Source organism: Micromonospora sp. IBSANI012 (assembly GCF_052814045.1).
The window spans coordinates 4,076,520-4,091,774 of sequence record NZ_CP199933.1; the positions used below are offsets into that span (position 1 = coordinate 4,076,520).

Annotated in this window: 13 protein-coding genes; 5 read left to right on the forward strand and 8 right to left on the reverse strand. The window is 71.4% G+C overall.

Translation table 11 applies throughout. The features are described 5' to 3' along the window. Positions 1 to 80: 80 nt before the first annotated feature. From ACTWM8_RS18830 to ACTWM8_RS18860, 7 genes are all read right to left on the reverse strand, one after another. Complete coding sequence (locus ACTWM8_RS18830; RefSeq protein ID WP_446210182.1) at positions 81 to 2,948, reverse strand: discoidin domain-containing protein; 2,868 nt, start codon at positions 2,946 to 2,948, stop codon at positions 81 to 83. A gap of 180 nt (positions 2,949 to 3,128) precedes the next feature. Then, the gene (locus ACTWM8_RS18835) at positions 3,129 to 4,742 is read right to left on the reverse strand and encodes a glycoside hydrolase family 13 protein (protein ID WP_446210183.1); all 1,614 of its coding nucleotides are present in this window, start codon (positions 4,740 to 4,742) and stop codon (positions 3,129 to 3,131) included. 208 nt (positions 4,743 to 4,950) lie between these two features. Further along, positions 4,951 to 5,838 (reverse strand): carbohydrate ABC transporter permease, encoded by an 888-nt coding sequence (locus ACTWM8_RS18840; RefSeq protein WP_377607956.1) that lies wholly within the window; start codon positions 5,836 to 5,838, stop codon positions 4,951 to 4,953. A gap of 13 nt (positions 5,839 to 5,851) precedes the next feature. Further along, a complete protein-coding gene (locus tag ACTWM8_RS18845; RefSeq protein WP_446210184.1) occupies positions 5,852 to 6,808 on the reverse strand; it encodes a carbohydrate ABC transporter permease in 957 nt (318 codons plus the stop codon). Positions 6,809 to 6,889: 81 nt separating this feature from the next. Next, the gene (locus tag ACTWM8_RS18850; protein ID WP_446210185.1) at positions 6,890 to 8,269 is read right to left on the reverse strand and encodes an ABC transporter substrate-binding protein; all 1,380 of its coding nucleotides are present in this window, start codon (positions 8,267 to 8,269) and stop codon (positions 6,890 to 6,892) included. 160 nt (positions 8,270 to 8,429) lie between these two features. Next, on the reverse strand, positions 8,430 to 8,708 hold the full coding sequence (locus ACTWM8_RS18855) for a hypothetical protein (protein ID WP_446210186.1): 279 nt from the start codon (positions 8,706 to 8,708) through the stop codon (positions 8,430 to 8,432). 148 nt (positions 8,709 to 8,856) lie between these two features. Then, positions 8,857 to 9,858 carry a LacI family DNA-binding transcriptional regulator gene (locus tag ACTWM8_RS18860; RefSeq protein ID WP_179805468.1) on the reverse strand — a complete coding sequence of 334 codons (1,002 nt, stop codon included), beginning with the start codon at positions 9,856 to 9,858 and terminating at the stop codon, positions 8,857 to 8,859. Between the two features lie 405 nt (positions 9,859 to 10,263). Between ACTWM8_RS18860 and ACTWM8_RS18865 the strand changes: the two genes are divergently transcribed. Next, positions 10,264 to 12,240, forward strand: a complete 1,977-nt coding sequence (locus ACTWM8_RS18865) for a glycosyl hydrolase family 28-related protein (protein ID WP_446210187.1) — start codon at positions 10,264 to 10,266, stop codon at positions 12,238 to 12,240. A gap of 158 nt (positions 12,241 to 12,398) precedes the next feature. Here ACTWM8_RS18865 and ACTWM8_RS18870 read toward each other — a convergent pair whose 3' ends face one another. Next, positions 12,399 to 12,872 (reverse strand): molybdenum cofactor biosysynthesis protein, encoded by a 474-nt coding sequence (locus tag ACTWM8_RS18870; RefSeq protein ID WP_446210188.1) that lies wholly within the window; start codon positions 12,870 to 12,872, stop codon positions 12,399 to 12,401. On the opposite strand from ACTWM8_RS18870, the gene ACTWM8_RS18875 reads away from it, so the two are divergent. From ACTWM8_RS18875 to ACTWM8_RS18890, 4 genes are all read left to right on the forward strand, one after another. Continuing rightward, positions 12,842 to 13,267 carry a hypothetical protein gene (locus tag ACTWM8_RS18875; RefSeq protein WP_446210189.1) on the forward strand — a complete coding sequence of 142 codons (426 nt, stop codon included), beginning with the start codon at positions 12,842 to 12,844 and terminating at the stop codon, positions 13,265 to 13,267. The genes ACTWM8_RS18870 and ACTWM8_RS18875 overlap by 31 nt on opposite strands. A gap of 114 nt (positions 13,268 to 13,381) precedes the next feature. Beyond that, positions 13,382 to 13,810 carry a hypothetical protein gene (locus tag ACTWM8_RS18880; RefSeq protein ID WP_446210190.1) on the forward strand — a complete coding sequence of 143 codons (429 nt, stop codon included), beginning with the start codon at positions 13,382 to 13,384 and terminating at the stop codon, positions 13,808 to 13,810. Positions 13,811 to 13,947: 137 nt separating this feature from the next. After that, entirely contained in the window at positions 13,948 to 14,118 is a 171-nt protein-coding gene (locus ACTWM8_RS18885; protein WP_446210191.1) for a hypothetical protein, read from the forward strand. A gap of 115 nt (positions 14,119 to 14,233) precedes the next feature. After that, a complete protein-coding gene (locus tag ACTWM8_RS18890) occupies positions 14,234 to 15,220 on the forward strand; it encodes a radical SAM/SPASM domain-containing protein (protein ID WP_446210192.1) in 987 nt (328 codons plus the stop codon). Positions 15,221 to 15,255 lie beyond the last annotated feature (35 nt).

The window sequence follows — 15,255 nt, forward strand, 5'->3', positions numbered from 1 at the left end:
GCGGGGGGTGCCCCGGCGGGATGGAGCTGCCGGGCCGGCCGGGTCGCGGGGACGGCCGACCGGCCCGGAGACGGGCGCCGTCAGGCGGCGTGGACCTCGAACTCGGAGACCTGGCCGGCCGGCCAGGCGGTGTTGCCGGTGAAGGTCAACCTCAGGTGCCGCTGGGTGGTGGCAGGGAAGGTGATGGTGACCGTGTTGCCGGTCGCCGGGTTGAAGGTGTACCCGGCCGAGGGCTTCAGCGTGGTGAACGTCCCGCCGTCCGCGGAGCCGAGGACCGCGAGGGTCTGGGTACGGGTCTGCCACGCCGTCGCCGGCGGCAGCCTCAGCACCACCCGGGACACCGAACGGGGGGCGCCCAGGTCGACGGTGAGCGACTGCGGGAAGGCGTTGTTGGCGCTCTCCCAGTAGGTGGCCGGGTTGCCGTCGACCGCGTTGCCGGCGCCGTACACGTCGGCGTGGCTGGTCTCGGTGACCGGCCGGCCCAGCGCCAGGTTCCCCGACGGCGGCGGGGTGGTGGTGGGCGGCGGGGTGGTGGTCGGCGGCGGGGTCGTGCCGCCGCCGTACACCTCGAACTCGGCGACCTGGCCCGCCGGCCACCCGGTGTTGCCGGTGAAGCTCAGCCGCAGGAACCGCCGGCTGCCGGCCGGCAGGGTGATCGACACGGTGTTGCCGGTGGCGGGGTTGAACGTGTACCCGGCCGACCCGACGACCGTCGAGTACGCCGCGCCGTCCGTCGAGCCGGCGACCGAGAGGGTCTGGGTGCGGGTCTCCCAGCCCGCCGGCAGCTTCAGCACGATCCGGTCGGTGTTGACCGCCGCGCCGAGATCGACGGTCAGCGTCTGCGGGAACGCGCCGTTGGCGCTCTCCCAGTAGCTGCCGGCGTTGCCGTCCACGGCGTTGCCCGCCACGTAGTTCTGCGACACGCTCGACGCGGTCACCGGACGGCCCTGCGCCAGGTTGCCGCCCGTCGGCGGCGGGGTGGTCGGAGGCGGGGTGGTTGGGGGCGGGGTGGTGGTCGGGGTGCCGGTGGGCGGGCTGGTCGGGCCGTTGCCCCACTGCGGGGTCGGCCACGGTCCGCAGTACGGGGTGGCGGTGTACCAGCCGGAGTTGCCGGCGCCCTGGCTGATCTGGAAGCCGCTGCCGATGCAGTTGTGCATGGGGTTGCTCTGCGCGATGCCGGTGGCGCGCACATCGGTGAACGACACCTGGCTCGGCGCCTGCACCTGCAGCGCGTACGTGCCGGCGCCGTCGATCCGGACGTTGGCGAAGCTGATCCCGCTGGTCTGGCCCTCGATCCAGTGCAAAGCCGCGTAGGAGCTGTCCAGGATGTCGGTGTCGGTGACCCGGATGCTGGCGCCCTGGATCGGCTCGTTCAGCGCCGAGAACCAGATCGCGCCGACGCCGAAGTTCCAGTTGTAGTCGGAGTTGCCGTTGCGGATCAACGTGTTCCGGGCGACGGTGATCGTCCCGGCGACCGCGGTCGGGCCCTGCACCCCGGGATAGCGGTTGGCGATGTGGATGCCGCCGCCGTTGGTCACCGAGTCGGCGGTGACGTTGTCGGCGATGGTGATGTCCCGCCCGCCGTAGGTGACCAGGTGGTTGGCGAGCACGGTCACACCGATGGTGTTGTGGGTGAAGGAGTTGCCGACGTTCGGCACGTTCTGCGCCCACATCGCCAGGGCGTCGTCGCCGGTGTTGCGGACGAACGTGTTGGTCACCGTCGAGTTGGTGACGCCCCAGTGGAAGTTCACCCCGTCGGCGGTCTGGTCGAGGATGCGGCTGTTGCGGATGGTGAAGTTGTCCATCGGGCCGTCCATCCAGGCGCCCACCTTGGTGTGCTGCATCCAGACGTTGTCGACCACCGAGTTGCTCATCGCGCCGCCGATGGCGTTGACCTGGTCCTCGTCGACGCGTTCCCGGATGTCGCCGATGATGGCGAAGTCGCGCAGGGTGACGTTGCGGCTGGGGCCGCCGGCCTCGTGCGGCCGGAGCCCCCCGCTGTACCCGCCGCCGGGAACGTACTTGCCGTAGATGCCGGCGGCGCGTTTGCGGTCGGTGGGGTGCCGGCCGCCGAGCACCGAGTACCAGGGCCCGGCGCCGCGCAGGGTCACCCCGTCGACGACCACGTGGTCCCAGAGGGTGAAGGTGCCGGCGGGGATCCACACCGCCCGGCCCTGGGCCTTCCCGGCGTCCACGGCGGCCTGGAACTTCGCGGTGGAGTCGGTGGCGCCACTCGGGTCGGCGCCGAAGTCGCTGACCACGTCCAACACGCCGGCGGGCTTGGCGATCTGCGCGCCGACCAGCTCGAAGTCGGCCAGGTCGATGGTGAAGCTCGGCGACTGGGCGGTCGAGGAGACCTGCAACCGGATCCTGGTGCCGGTCGGGTAGGTGGTCCCGAACATGGTCCGGGTCTCGTCGTAGAAGTGGTGCGGGTTGGTGTCGCCGGGGTTGTTGTTGAATGGGTATCCGCCGTAGAACCAGCCGTACCGGGAGGTGACCGGCACCGCCTTCACCAGGCTGCCGTTCGCCCGCAGGTCGAGGCTGGCGTCCCGGCCGGTGCCGGCGGCGCTGTCCGGGAGGCTGTAGCGGAAGGTCACCGCGTTGGCCGGCGCGGTCAGGGTGAACTCGACGTACTCGCCGACGGCGTCGAGGGTGACCGCCTCCCGACCGGACGCCTCGGACGGCAACTGACCGTAGTAGCGGGTCGGGCCGATCTTCGTGCCGTTGTGGGTGGCCCGCTCGGCCTCGTGCTCGACGAACGGCACGGTGGCGCCGCGGCCGGCGATGTCGAACGGGGACAGCCCGGCGGCGCGCGCCGGGGTGGCGGTGGAGACCGCGACGGCGCTGACGCACGTCGCCACGAGCGTGGTGCCGACGATCGCGGCCAGCAGGGAGCGGGCGGATCGTCCCGGGGGTGGAGCGGGGGTGCCGATGGTGTGGTGGGCCATGAGCGGTGCTCTCCGTTTCGTCGGGCGGGCCGGGTCCCCCGTGGTGTGGGCGTTGCGCTCTGCGGTACCTCCTTCGGTTGCGCCGGCGAGGGGGCCGGCGACGTGGCGGCGGGTCGGGACGGACCGGCCGGTGGGGGTGGCGCCGGCCGGTCGGGACGGACCGGCCGGCACCGGGACAGCTCAGGAGGCCGGCGCAGCGCCGGGGTCGGCCGGCCGTTCCCGGGTACGCAGCCAGACGGCGGTGTCCGGCGGCAGCAGGTCGTCGTCCAGCGGCGCGCTGGCGAGCAGTCGCGCCTCGTGCGGGGGCAGCGGCACCGGGGTCGTGCCGAGGTTCACCAGGCAGGCGAAGGCGGGACCGCGGGCGAAGGCGAGCACCCCGTCGGGAGCCGGCAGCCAGCGCAGCGTCCCGTCACCGAGGTCCGCCTCGGTACGCCGCACGCCGATCGCCGCCCGGTACAGCTCCAGCATCGAGTGCGGGTCGTCGGTCTGCGCCCGGACGGTCCGGTCCTTCCACTCCGCCGGCTGGGGCAACCAGGGCGTCCGGGACGCGCCGTCCGGGCTGAACCCGAACGGCGGTGCGTCGCCGGCCCAGGGCAGCGGCACCCGGCAGCCGTCCCGGCCGTGCCCCGAGCGCTCCCACATTGGGTCCTGGCGCCGCGCGGGCGGGATGTCCTCGACCTCCCACAGGCCCAGCTCCTCGCCCTGGTAGACGTAGACCGCGCCGGGCAGGGCGAGGGTGAGCAGCGCCGCCGCCCGGGCCCGGAGGGTGCCCAGCTCCAGGTCGGTGGGGACGCCTTCGCGCTTGCTGGCGAAGCTGAACGTGGTGTCCGCCCGGCCGTAGCGGGTGACATGGCGGGTCACGTCGTGGTTGGACAGCACCCAGGTGGCGGGCGCGCCGACCGGGGCGTGCGCGGCGAGCGTCTCGTCGACGCAGCGGCGCAGCGCCGTCGCGTCCCAGGCGCAGCCGAGGAAGTCGAAGTTGAACGCCGAGTGCAGCTCGTCCGGGCGCAGGTAGTGGGCGAACCGTTCCCGGTCCGGCAGCCACACCTCGCCGATCAGCGCCCGCTCCCCCGGGTAGGAGTCGGCGATCCGTCGCCAGGCGCGGTAGATCTCGTGCACCCCGTCGAGGTCGTGGAACGGGTGCGGCCGGCCCGTCAGGGCCTCGGGCAGCGTCCCGTCCTTGACCAGCAGCCCCGCCGAGTCGATCCGGATGCCGTCCACCCCCCGGTCGAACCAGAACCGCAGGATGTCCTCGAACTCCGCCCGTACCCGGGGGTGGTCCCAGTTGAAGTCCGGCTGCTCGGCGGTGAACAGGTGCAGGTACCAGTCGCCGGGGGTGCCGTCCGGGTTGACGGTCCGGGTCCAGGTCTCGCCGCCGAACTCGCCGACCCAGTCGGTGGGCCGCTGGTCGCCGTTCAGGCCCCGGCCGGGGCGGAACCAGAACAGGTCCCGCTCCGGCGCGTCCGGGCCGCCGGCGAGCGCCGCCTGGAACCAGGGGTGCGCGTCGGAGCAGTGGTTCGGCACCACGTCGACGATGATCCGGATGCCGAGCGCGTGTGCCTCCGCGATCAGCGCCTCCGCTTCGGCCAGGGTGCCGAAGACCGGATCGATGTCGCGGTGGTCGGCCACGTCGTAGCCGGCGTCGGCCATCGGGGAGGGGTACCAGGGGCTGAACCAGATCGCGTCGACGCCGAGCGCGGACAGGTGGCTCAGCCGAGACCGGATGCCGGCGAGGTCGCCGATGCCGTCGCCGTTGCCGTCGGCGAAGCTACGCGGGTACACCTGGTAGATCACGGCTCCACGCCACCACGGACCCTTGTCTGCTGTGGACACGAGCACCTGCTTTCTGCGTCGGTACGTCGGCGGATTCGCCGGAGCTGAAGGTGAATCGGGCGAGCGGCCGTCGTCCGTCGCGCGGGGATGGTTGCGCTGGTGGCGCACCGGTCGGCTCCTCGTCGAGCCCGCCCGGCGGCTGCCCTGCCCGGCGTCCGCGGCCGCGGGGCTAGCCCTTGAGGCTGCCGGTGGTCAGTCCGGACATGATGTTTCGCTGGAAGATCAGGAAGATGACGACGGTCGGGATCGCGGCGATGACCGACGCGGCGATCACCACGTTCATCGGCGTACCACCCGAGAAGGCGTAGATGCCGACGCTGACCGTCCGGGTCTCGGGCGACGGCATCACCAGCTTCGGCCAGAGGAAGTCCTTCCAGACCGCCGTCACGGCGAAGATCGAGACCACGCCGAGGATGGGGCGCGACATCGGCAGGATGATCGACCACAGCGTGCGCAGCGGTGTCGCGCCGTCCACGAGGGCCGCCGCCATCAACTCCTCCGGGATCGAGTCGAAGAACCGCTTCAGCAGGAAGATGTTGAACGCGTTCGCGACCGCGGGCAGCCAGATCGCGAACGGCGAGTCGAGCAGGTTGAGGTGCAGGATCGGCAGGTCGATCACGGTCACGTACTGCGGGACGATGAGGACCATCGCCGGGATCATCAGCGTCGCCAGCATCAGGCCGAGGATCAGGTTGCCGAACACGGGTCGAAGCTTCGACAGGGCGTACGCCGCGGCGGTGTCGAGGACGAGTTGGAACAGCAGCGCGCCGATCGCGTAGTAGAACGTGTTGAACAGCAGCTTGGCGAGGTTCAGGTTGGTCCACGCGTCGGCGTAGTTCTGCAGCTCGGGATCGGCCGGGAACAGCGACGGCGGGGTCTGCGCGATCTCCTGGCCGGATTTCAGCGCGCCGGTGACCATCCAGTAGAGCGGCCCGAGGAAGACCAGCGTGAAGCCCACCACGACGACGGTGAGCAGCGTCCAGTAGACGACCTTGCCGCGCCCGCGCCGGAGCTGGGCAGGAGAGATGAGGGTCCGGGTCCCGGAGTCCTGTGCCATTGCTCGCCCCGTCCTAGTCCTGTTTCGCGCTCAGTCGCAGGTACGCGGCGGAGAAGCCGGCCAGCACCACGAGCATGATCACGCCGAGCGCCGCGGCGCCGTTGAGGTCGTTCTGGAAGAACCCGTGCTGGTAGATGAGGTACGCCACCGAGGTCGCGGAGTCCTCCGCGCCCGCACCGTTGGCGAGGATGAGCGGCTCGATGAAGAGCTGCATCGTGGCGACGATCTGGAGCATCGCCAGGAGCGCGAGGATCAGCCGGGTCTGCGGGATCGTCACGTGGACGATCCGCCGCCAGATCCCGGCGCCGTCGAGCTCGGCCGCTTCGTAGAGTTCGCCGGGGATGTTCTGCAACGCCGCCAGGTAGATCAGCACCGCGCCGCCCATGTTCATCCAGGTCGACGCGAGCACCATCGCCGGCATCGTCGTCTCGGGTGACTGCATCCACTGCGACGTCGGCAGGTGCAGCGCGGTGAGGATCGCGTTGAAGAGTCCCGCCTCGCTGGGGTCGTACGCGTAGAACTTGAAGAGGAACAGCGCCGAGGCCGGCGGCAGCATCACCGGCAGGTAGACCAGGATCCGCAGGTACCCCTTGGCGTGGCGGAACTCGTTGAGCAGGATCGCCACGAAGAACGGCACCGCGTACCCGAGGACGAGCGCGAGAAGGGTGAAGTAGAGGGTGTTCTTCCAGGCCGTCCAGAAGCTGGGGTCGTCGATGATGCGCAGGTAGTTGTCCCAGCCCACCCAGGTGGTCTCGCCCCGCCGGGTGCGCTGGAAGCTCATGACGATGCCGCGGATCATCGGGTACCAGGAGAAGACGGCGAAGCAGAGCACCGCGCCGATCAGGAAGGTGTGCCCGGTGAGGTTGTCCCGTACCTTGCGGCCAAGGCTCGTACGCTGCGGTCCGGCCGGGTACGGCGACGCGGGGCGACCCGCTCCCCTCGTGGTCCCCGGGACGGTGGTGATCGCCAAGGCAACTCCTGCGTGAGTCAGAGGTCGACGGTGCGGCGCGGAGGGTGTGGGGGCCGGCGCGCCGGCCCCCACACGATCGGATCAGCTCTCGGCGGCGAGCAGCTTGTTGACCTTGTCCTCGGCGGTCTTGAGCAGCCCGTCGATGTTCGCGCTCGGGTTCGTCAGCACCCCGGACATCACGGCGTCGAGCACCGCGTAGATCGCCTGCGCGTTGCGGGGCTCACCCTTGATCGGCACCGGGTTCGCCTCGAAGATCGCGAAGTTCGCGGTGTCGACGTTCGCGTTCGCCTTGCGCAGCTCGAGCTCCTGCTTCTGCGCCTCGCTGCCATTGGCGAACAGCAGCGGCTGGGGCAGGCCCACCGGGTAGTTCTGCGGCTTGGCCCGGACGTAGTCGAACTGACCCTTGCCCGGCGTCAGCTTCTGGTACGCGATCCACTTCAGACCGGCCTTGACCTGCTCCGGGGAGAGGCCCTTCTTGAAGAAGTAGCCCTCGCCACCGCCGAGCGTCGCCTTCGCCTGGCCGTCCTGGCCGGGCAGCGGGCCCATCGCCCAGTCCTGGAACTTGCCCTGGAACTGGCTGACGATCGCCTGGGTGGCGTCCGGCGCGCCGATGAACATCCCGACCTTGCCGGCGCCCGCGTTGGTCAGCAGGTCGCCCCACTGGAGCAGTTGGCGGGCACCCATGCTGTTGTCGCCGTACCGCATGTCCTTGAGGTTCTGCAGAACCTGCTTGCCCATCGCGTTGTTGAAGTCGGCCTTCTTGCTGTCCGGGGTCAGCACCTGGCCACCCTGCGAGTAGAGCAGGGAGGTGAAGTGCCAGCCGCCGGTGTTGCCGGCGCTGTACTCCGCGTACCCGGCGATGCCGTTGCCCAGCGCGGAGATCTTCTTGGCGGCGTCGCGGACCTCGCCCCAGGTCTTGGGCGGGTTGTTGACGTCGAGCCCCGCCTGCTGGAACAGGACCTTGTTGTAGACCAGGCCCATCGAGTAGTTCTTCACCGGGACGGCGTAGAGCTTGCCGCCGTCGGTGAAGACCTCCTTGAGCGCCGGGTCGACGCTGTCCCAGGTCGAGACGGTGTCCTTGGTGGCGTACTGGGTGATGTCCATCGCCTGACCGGAGTCGAGCACCTGCTGGAGATCGGTCATGTACCCGTAGAACACGTCGGTCACGGTGCCGCCGGCGAGGCGGGCGGTGAAGTCCGGCGGGTTGTTGCACTGCTCGCCGACGCTGACGCTCTTGATGACGATGTTCGGGTTCTGCCGCTGGAACTCGACGACATCGTCGTTCCAGTTCTTCAGCAGCTCTTTCTGAGAGCCGACCGGCTGGCAGTCGACGGTGATGGTGACCTTGCCACCGGCATCGCTCGTCGTGTCGTCGCTCTTCGTGGAGCACGCCGTGAGGCTGAGCCCCAGGCCGGCCACGAGCGCCAACGCCGCAGCCTTCCGGTACTGCGGTACGGACATCTGTCCATCCCTTCGGGAACGGGTGTCTTCAGGACGTCGCCGACCTGCGGTGAACGCACCGCGGCACCGCCCTGCCAGTGATCTGCATCGATCGGATGACCTGACCCCCGGTAGCTGCGTCGGGGCCAGCTGTGAGTGGAGTCACTGTAGCGAGGCCGACTCATTTCAGCAAGGTTTCGATCGTGGCCTGAAAGGACGCGACGTAGACGTGGCAGATGTTGACAGGGCCTCGGGTGGCACCCGGATTGTGGGGTGTTCGCAGCTTTTGTCGCTCGTGCTCGGTCCGTCGCTCGCGCGGGAACCTTCCGGTGGTCCAGGCGGCGTCCAACCTGGTCAGCGCGGGGCTGAGCAGTGTGGACCAGCTGGATCGGGCCGGGTGCTGCTCGGCACCGTTCGACAGCAACGACGAAGCGGCCGCCGACCGCGAGGAGCGGTCCACGGCCGGGAGCGTCGTCCGACGGCCGGGAGCGTCGTTCGGCGGTCAGGGCGGCGGTTCGGGGCCGGATCGTCGGTCAGTGGCCGCCGGGACGGTCAGCGGCGGGAACGGTGGCCGGCGGCCGACCGACGACCGAGGCGGCGGACCCGGGTCAGCGGCCGGGGGCGGGCGCGGTGGAGCCGCGTACCACCAGTTCGGGCTCGAACAGCAGCTCGTCGTGCAGCACGCCGGCGCCCTCGATCTGGGTGACCAGCAGGTCCACCGCGGCCTGCCCCATCGTCTCGATCGGCTGCCGCACGGTGGTCAGCGGAGGGTCGGTGCAGGTCATGAACGCGGAGTCGTCGAAGCCCACCACCGACACGTCGGTCGGCACCGCCCGACCCAGCCGCCGGGCGGCCCGAATGGTGCCCAGGGCCAGCACGTCGCTGGCGCAGATGATGCCGGTCACGCCCCGCTCGACCAGCTTGGTCGCGGCGACCCGCGCCCCTTCCATCGAGAAGCTGGAGCGCTCGACGCACTCCCGGTCGTCGGCCCAGTTCGCGGCCTGGACCATCGCATCCAGCTTGCGCCGGGACGGCACGTGCCCCTCCGGGCCGAGCACCAGGCCGATCCGCTCGTGCCCGAGCGAGCGCAGGTGCCCGTACGCCTGCTCGACCGCGACCGCGTCGTCGGTGGACACCCGGGGGAAGTCCAGCGCGTCGACGCCGGCGTTGACCAGCACCACCGGCAGCCCACGGTCGGTCAACCGGCGGTAGTGCTCGTGCGAGGCGTCGGCCAGCGCGTACGAGCCACCGGCGAAGATGACGCCGGAGACCTGGTGGTCGAGCAGCATCTCGACGTAGTCCGCCTCGGAGACGCCGCCGATCGTCCGGGCGCAGAGCGCGGGGGTGTAACCCCGTTGGGCGAGCGACCCGGTCACCACCTCGGCGAGCGCCGGGAAGATCGGGTTCTGCAACTCCGGGAGCACCAGCCCGACCAGGCGGGCCCGCTCCCCCCGCAGCTTGGTCGGCCGCTCGTAGCCCAGCACGTCCAGCGCGGTGAGCACGGCGGTACGGGTCGACTCGGAGACGCCGCCACGACCGTTGAGCACCCGGCTGACGGTGGCCTCGCTGACGCCGGCCTTCCTCGCCACCTCGGTCAGTCGCTTCGTCACGCCGCGATGATACGTCACCGATCCTGCAAGAAATGAACTGCACGTTGACGTGTCACGTCAGCGGTCGCCGACAGGGCAGCCTCTTCATTGGGCACTTGGGCGGACCCGGCGGGTCGCCGTCACCGGGCCCGTCCCGGCCGAGGGCACCACCTGTCTGGGCCGCCCGGAGGCAAGCCGGCTCTGCAACTACTGCACAAACACCTGCTTGAATATTGACAGGTTGTAGAAATAACATCGCCGCAACCAACTCGCCTCGCTTCTGACATCCACCGCGGCACGACGGGGACTGCCCGCGGCGTCGATGACGGTCGTCGGGTCCTCGGGAGAACGGATCACGCGATGTCTCGAATCAGCACAGGACGGCCGGGCGGACCGGCGCGCCGGCGAACCGTCGGGGCGGCGGTCATGGCGGCGGTCATGGCGGTCACGGTGACCGGTGGGGCCGGGCCGGCCCGGGCCGAGGCCGCCCCGCCCGCATCCCCGGCGCCGGTGGTCACCCGGGCCGCTCTCGACCCGTCGCTCGTCGCGGGCCGGGGCGCCGACGTCGGTTTCCTGGAGCAGGAGGCGGAGCACGCCACCACGAACGGCACGCTGATCGGCCCGGGGCGCACGGCGTACACCCTGGCGTCGGAAGCCTCCGGTCGCCGGGCGGTGAGCCTGGCGCCCGGCCAGTTCGTCGAGTTCACGCTGCCGGCCCCGACCAACGCCATCACCGTGCGGTACAGCATCCCGGACGCGCCCACCGGCGGTGGCATCACCGCGCCGCTGGACGTCTCGGTCGGTCGCCGGCCCGCCCGGACCATGACGCTCACCTCGCAGTACGCCTGGCTGTACAACCAGTACCCGTTCTCCAACGACCCCGCCGCCGGCCTGCTGCACCCGGACTGGTGGATCACCGAATGCTCCTGCGTCCCCGCGGCCACCACGCCCACCCCGACGATCACCAGGCCGTTCCGCCCGCACCACTTCTACGACGAACAGCGCATGCTGCTCGGCCGGACGTACCCGGCGGGCAGCGTGCTGCGGCTCGCGGTCCCGGCGGGCAGCGTCGCGCCGTGGACGGTCATCGACCTGCTCGACTCGGAGCTGGTCGCCCCGCCGCGCGTCGTGCCGGTCGCGGCGAACGTGCTGGCGTTCGGCGCGGACCCGACCGGCCGCCGCGACTCCGCCGGCGCCTTCGACCGGGCGATCGCCTTCGCCCGGCGCACCAAGCTGAAGGTCTACCTGCCGCCGGGGACCTACCAGGTGAACCGCCACGTCATCGTCGACGACGTCACCATCGAGGGCGCCGGCAACTGGTACACGATCGTCAAGGGACGCGAGGTCGCGCTCGACACCCCGGCCCCGGACGGCTCGGTGCACACCGGGGTCGGCTTCTACGGCCGGCCCGCGTCGGCGGGCGGCAGCCGCAACGTGCACCTGTCCGGCTTCGCGATCGAGGGCGACGTCCGCGAGCGCATCGACACCGACCAGGTCAACGGCGTCGGTGGCGCGCTGAGCCATTCCAGCGTCGACGGCCTCTACCTGCACCACACCAAGGTGGGGCTCTGGTTCGACGGGCCGATGACCGACCTGCGGGTCACGAACAACGTCATCGTCGACCAGATCGCCGACGGCCTGAACTTCCACACCGGCGTCACCGACTCCGTGGTACGCAACAACTTCGTCCGCAACAGCGGCGACGACGGCCTCGCCATGTGGTCGGAGAAGACCGGCAACGCGGGCAACATCATCGACCGCAACACCGTGCAGTCGCCGGTTCTGGCCAACGGCATCGCGGTGTACGGCGGCACGGACAACACCGTCTCGCGCAACCTGGTCGCCGACCCGGTGCGCGAGGGCAGCGCGATCCAGGTCGGCTCCCGGTTCGGCGCCGAGCCGTTCACCGGGCACCTGTGGATCACGGAGAACACCACCGCCCGGGCCGGCACCTACGAGCTGAACTGGAACATCGGCCTCGGCGCCATCTGGTTCTACGCACTGGACCGCAGCATCGACGCCGACATCCAGGTGGTCGGTGACCACTACCTGGACAACACCTACAACGCGATCATGCTGGTCAGCGACTGGCCGGTGAAGGACCGGTACTCGATCACCAACGTGCACTTCCGCGACGTCCGGGTGGACGGCGCCGGGACGTCCGTGGTGAGCGCCCGCACGGCGGGCTCGGCCTCGTTCGCGAACGTCGACGCGCGCAACGTGGGGGCGGTCGGCGTCAACAACTGCGGCTCCTTCCACTTCACCCCCGCCGGATCCGAGTTCAGCCTGACCGACCTCGGCGGCAACGACGGCGGGTGGCTCGCCCCGTGGCTGCTGCCCAACACGATCACCTGCGACGACCGGCCGCCGGTCGTGGCGCCGCCACCGCCGTCCACCTGGTGACCGCCGGCGGATCCCCGGCGCCGTGGCGATCGTCCGCCCCGGCGCCGGGGCCGCCCGTGACCACGGGGCCGGCCGGACGTGACGCGCCGCGACGGCCCCGCACGTTCGACCGACCCGATCGGTACGGGACTGGGGGGATCCCCGCCGCTGCGGTTCCGCTAGTGCTCGACGACGACGTCGACCGGGCCGACGCGCAGGGTGCCGTCGTTGAGCGGCGTGCAGCGCACCCCGCCCCGACCGCGCAGGGCCCGCCAGGTGCCGGGGCCGACGGTGGCGTCCATCCAGGCGCACGGGTTCGCCGGCCGGTTGACCCGCAGGCGGACCGGGCCGTCCCCCGAGTCCAGCACCAGCACCGACCCGACCAGCTCGTCCACCGCGATGCCGGTGGTCAGGACATTGCGGCGGACCTGCACAAGATCGACGCCCGGCGGCAACGACTCCCGTGCGATCACCGTCACGCTGGCCTCGCGGTGCGCCGGCCGACCGAAGTACCGGTCCCCCACGATGCCCAGCCCGGCGCGGAGCTGGACCTCGGTCACCAGCTCGCCGGGCGGGGCCGGCAGCGGACCGTCGGCGGGCCGGCCCACGTACCGGTGCACCGGTGAGGCCAGCAACTGGACGATCCGCGGCACAGCGGCGATTCTACGGAGCCGGCACCGCCCGCCGGGCGCGCTCGGCCGGTCAGGTCGGCGGAGCGGAACCACGCCCACGCCGAGGTGCCGGGCCGGAGGCGGCGCTGTCGATCTACCGCGACCTCGTCGGGGTCAACGCGGTCGCCTTCGAGCTCGACCTGGCCGCCGTGCTGGCGAACCTGAGCGGATACCTGTGGCAGCTGGGCCGCCGCGCCGAGGCGCTGGGGGCCAACAGCCAGGCCGAGGAGGTGTTCGCCCGGTGGGGCGGGGCCAACCCCGAGGCGCTCTCGGTGCACCTGCGGCATGTCCGCGAGAACATCGCCCGGATGAACGCGCAGCGCGGCCCGGCGGACCTGCGCCGGTGGGAGCTGGGCGCGCACTCCTTCGCGAGCTGAGCCACGACATTCCAGGCGGGTCCGTCGGGGTGTCCGCGCTCATCGGCTGCTGCCATCCGGGCGCCGTGGTGCGACGATGACATCGACGGCATTCTGGCCGAGCGGAGGACTGTCGTGGCAGACGGAAACGACCCGGCGGTGAACCGGACGCGTCGGATGGGCCGGAGCGCCCTCCCGCACCTCCTGGCGATGGTGATCTTCGGGCTGCTGGCCTGGTCCGGGGGGAGCATGCTGCGCCAGGGGGTGGACGGGCTCGCCGTGCCCTCGCTGATGATCGGGGCGGCCGGAGTCGTCGGCGCCCTGCTGATGGCGGCGGGGGGTCCGTCCCGGCACGCCGACCGGAGCGGACCCGACCCCCACCAGCTCGTCCGGGTGGCGATGGTGTTGGTGGCCGTCACCGCCCTGGTAACCGGCACGGCCCTCGCCCCGGACGGGATGGACCGGGGCTTCGTCATCTCCGTGGACGCGGTCCTCGCCGGCGCGCTCGCCTCGTACGCCCTGCTGGCCGGCGAGCAGCGCCGTCCGGCCCGGCTGCCGGGCTGAGCGCGCGCCGCACCGGCGCAGCCGCTCCCCCGCCGGCCCCCACGGTCCCGCCGACCGGCACGTACCGGGCGGAAACCGGACCAACCAGCGGGCCGGCCGCGTAGCGTGGGCGACACGAGCGGCAGCAGGAGGGTGACGTGACGGAGCCGGAGGAAGACCAGGAGAAGACCGGCAAGACCGACCGGGTGCTCTACTCCCCCGACGGGGATCCCCACCACACCTTGGCGCAGGCGCCCCAGCCCGACGAGCACCCTCCGGTGACCGTCACGCGCGACGACCGGACCGAGGTCCTCGACGACGAACAGTGACCGGCTGACGGCGTCGCCGGGCCGTCGGCCCGCCGGGGACCCGGCGCGCAGCCGGGTTTCATCGGGTGGCGTACGGGCATCAGGTGGCAGGTCGGCCGACGTCGACGATCCGCCGTTGCCGCCGCACCTCCAGTTGGAGGTCACCTCGGCGTGCAACCTGCGGTGCGTCATGTGTCTGGTCCGGTACCGGCCCGCGGTCAACAAGCTCGCCGGGGCCATGCGGCCGGAACTGTTCCACCGTCTGCTGGCCGAGGTACCCGCACTGAGCCGGATGACGCTGCAGGGTCTGGGCGAGCCGCTGCTGTCGCCGTACCTGATCCAGATGGTGCGGGCGGCGGTCGCCCGCGATATCACCGTCGGGTTCAACACCAACGCCACCCTGCTCACCCGTGGCCGCGCGGAGGAGCTGGTGGACAGCGGGGTCGACTGGCTGCACGTCTCCCTCGACGGGGCCGGCGCGGGCGTCTACGAGGCGGTCCGCGAGGGGGCCGACTTCGCCCGCGTCGTGGCGAACCTCGCCGGGCTGGTGCACGCCAAACAGGCCGCGGGCAGTGTCACCCCGTGGATCCGGGTGGTGTTCGTGGCGATGCGGGACAACGTCAGCGAGCTGCCGGACCTGGTGCGCCTGCTGGCCCGCATCGGGGTGGACGAGCTGCACGTGCAGAACCTCTCGCACGACTTCTCCGACGCCGACCCCGCCGGCGGGTACGACGGTATCCGGCAGTTCACCGCGGACCAGGCACTGTGGACCGGCGCGGACGCGGACCGCGCCGCGACGGCCTTCCACGAGGCGGGCGAGGCGGCGCGGGAGCACGGGGTACGACTGCGCCTGCCGCGCCCCGGCGTTCCGGCCGACGCCGGCCCACCCTCGGGCCGAGGTTGTTCCTGGCCCTGGGAGGCGGCCTACATCACCAGCACCGGCGTGGTGCAGCCGTGCTGCATGGTGATGGGCGACGACCGGATGTCGCTGGGCCGGCTGACCGAGCAGAGCTTCCCGCAGATCTGGTACGGCGAGCGCTACCGCGAGTTCCGGCACCGCCTCCTCGGCGGCGAGCCGCCCGAGGTGTGCCGGGGTTGCTCGCTGTACCGGCGCGCCTTCTGACACCGCCCCCCGCCGGGTAGGCATCGATGATGGTC

Bases quoted from the DNA above. Each gene is read 5' to 3' on its own strand.
- ACTWM8_RS18830 (WP_446210182.1), bottom strand. From the start codon at position 2,948: ATGGCCCACCACACCATCGGCACCCCCGCTCCACCCCCGGGACGATCC.
- ACTWM8_RS18840 (WP_377607956.1), bottom strand. From the start codon at position 5,838: ATGGCACAGGACTCCGGGACCCGGACCCTCATCTCTCCTGCCCAGCTC.
- ACTWM8_RS18850 (WP_446210185.1), bottom strand. From the start codon at position 8,269: ATGTCCGTACCGCAGTACCGGAAGGCTGCGGCGTTGGCGCTCGTGGCC.
- ACTWM8_RS18865 (WP_446210187.1), top strand. From the start codon at position 10,264: ATGGCGGCGGTCATGGCGGTCACGGTGACCGGTGGGGCCGGGCCGGCC.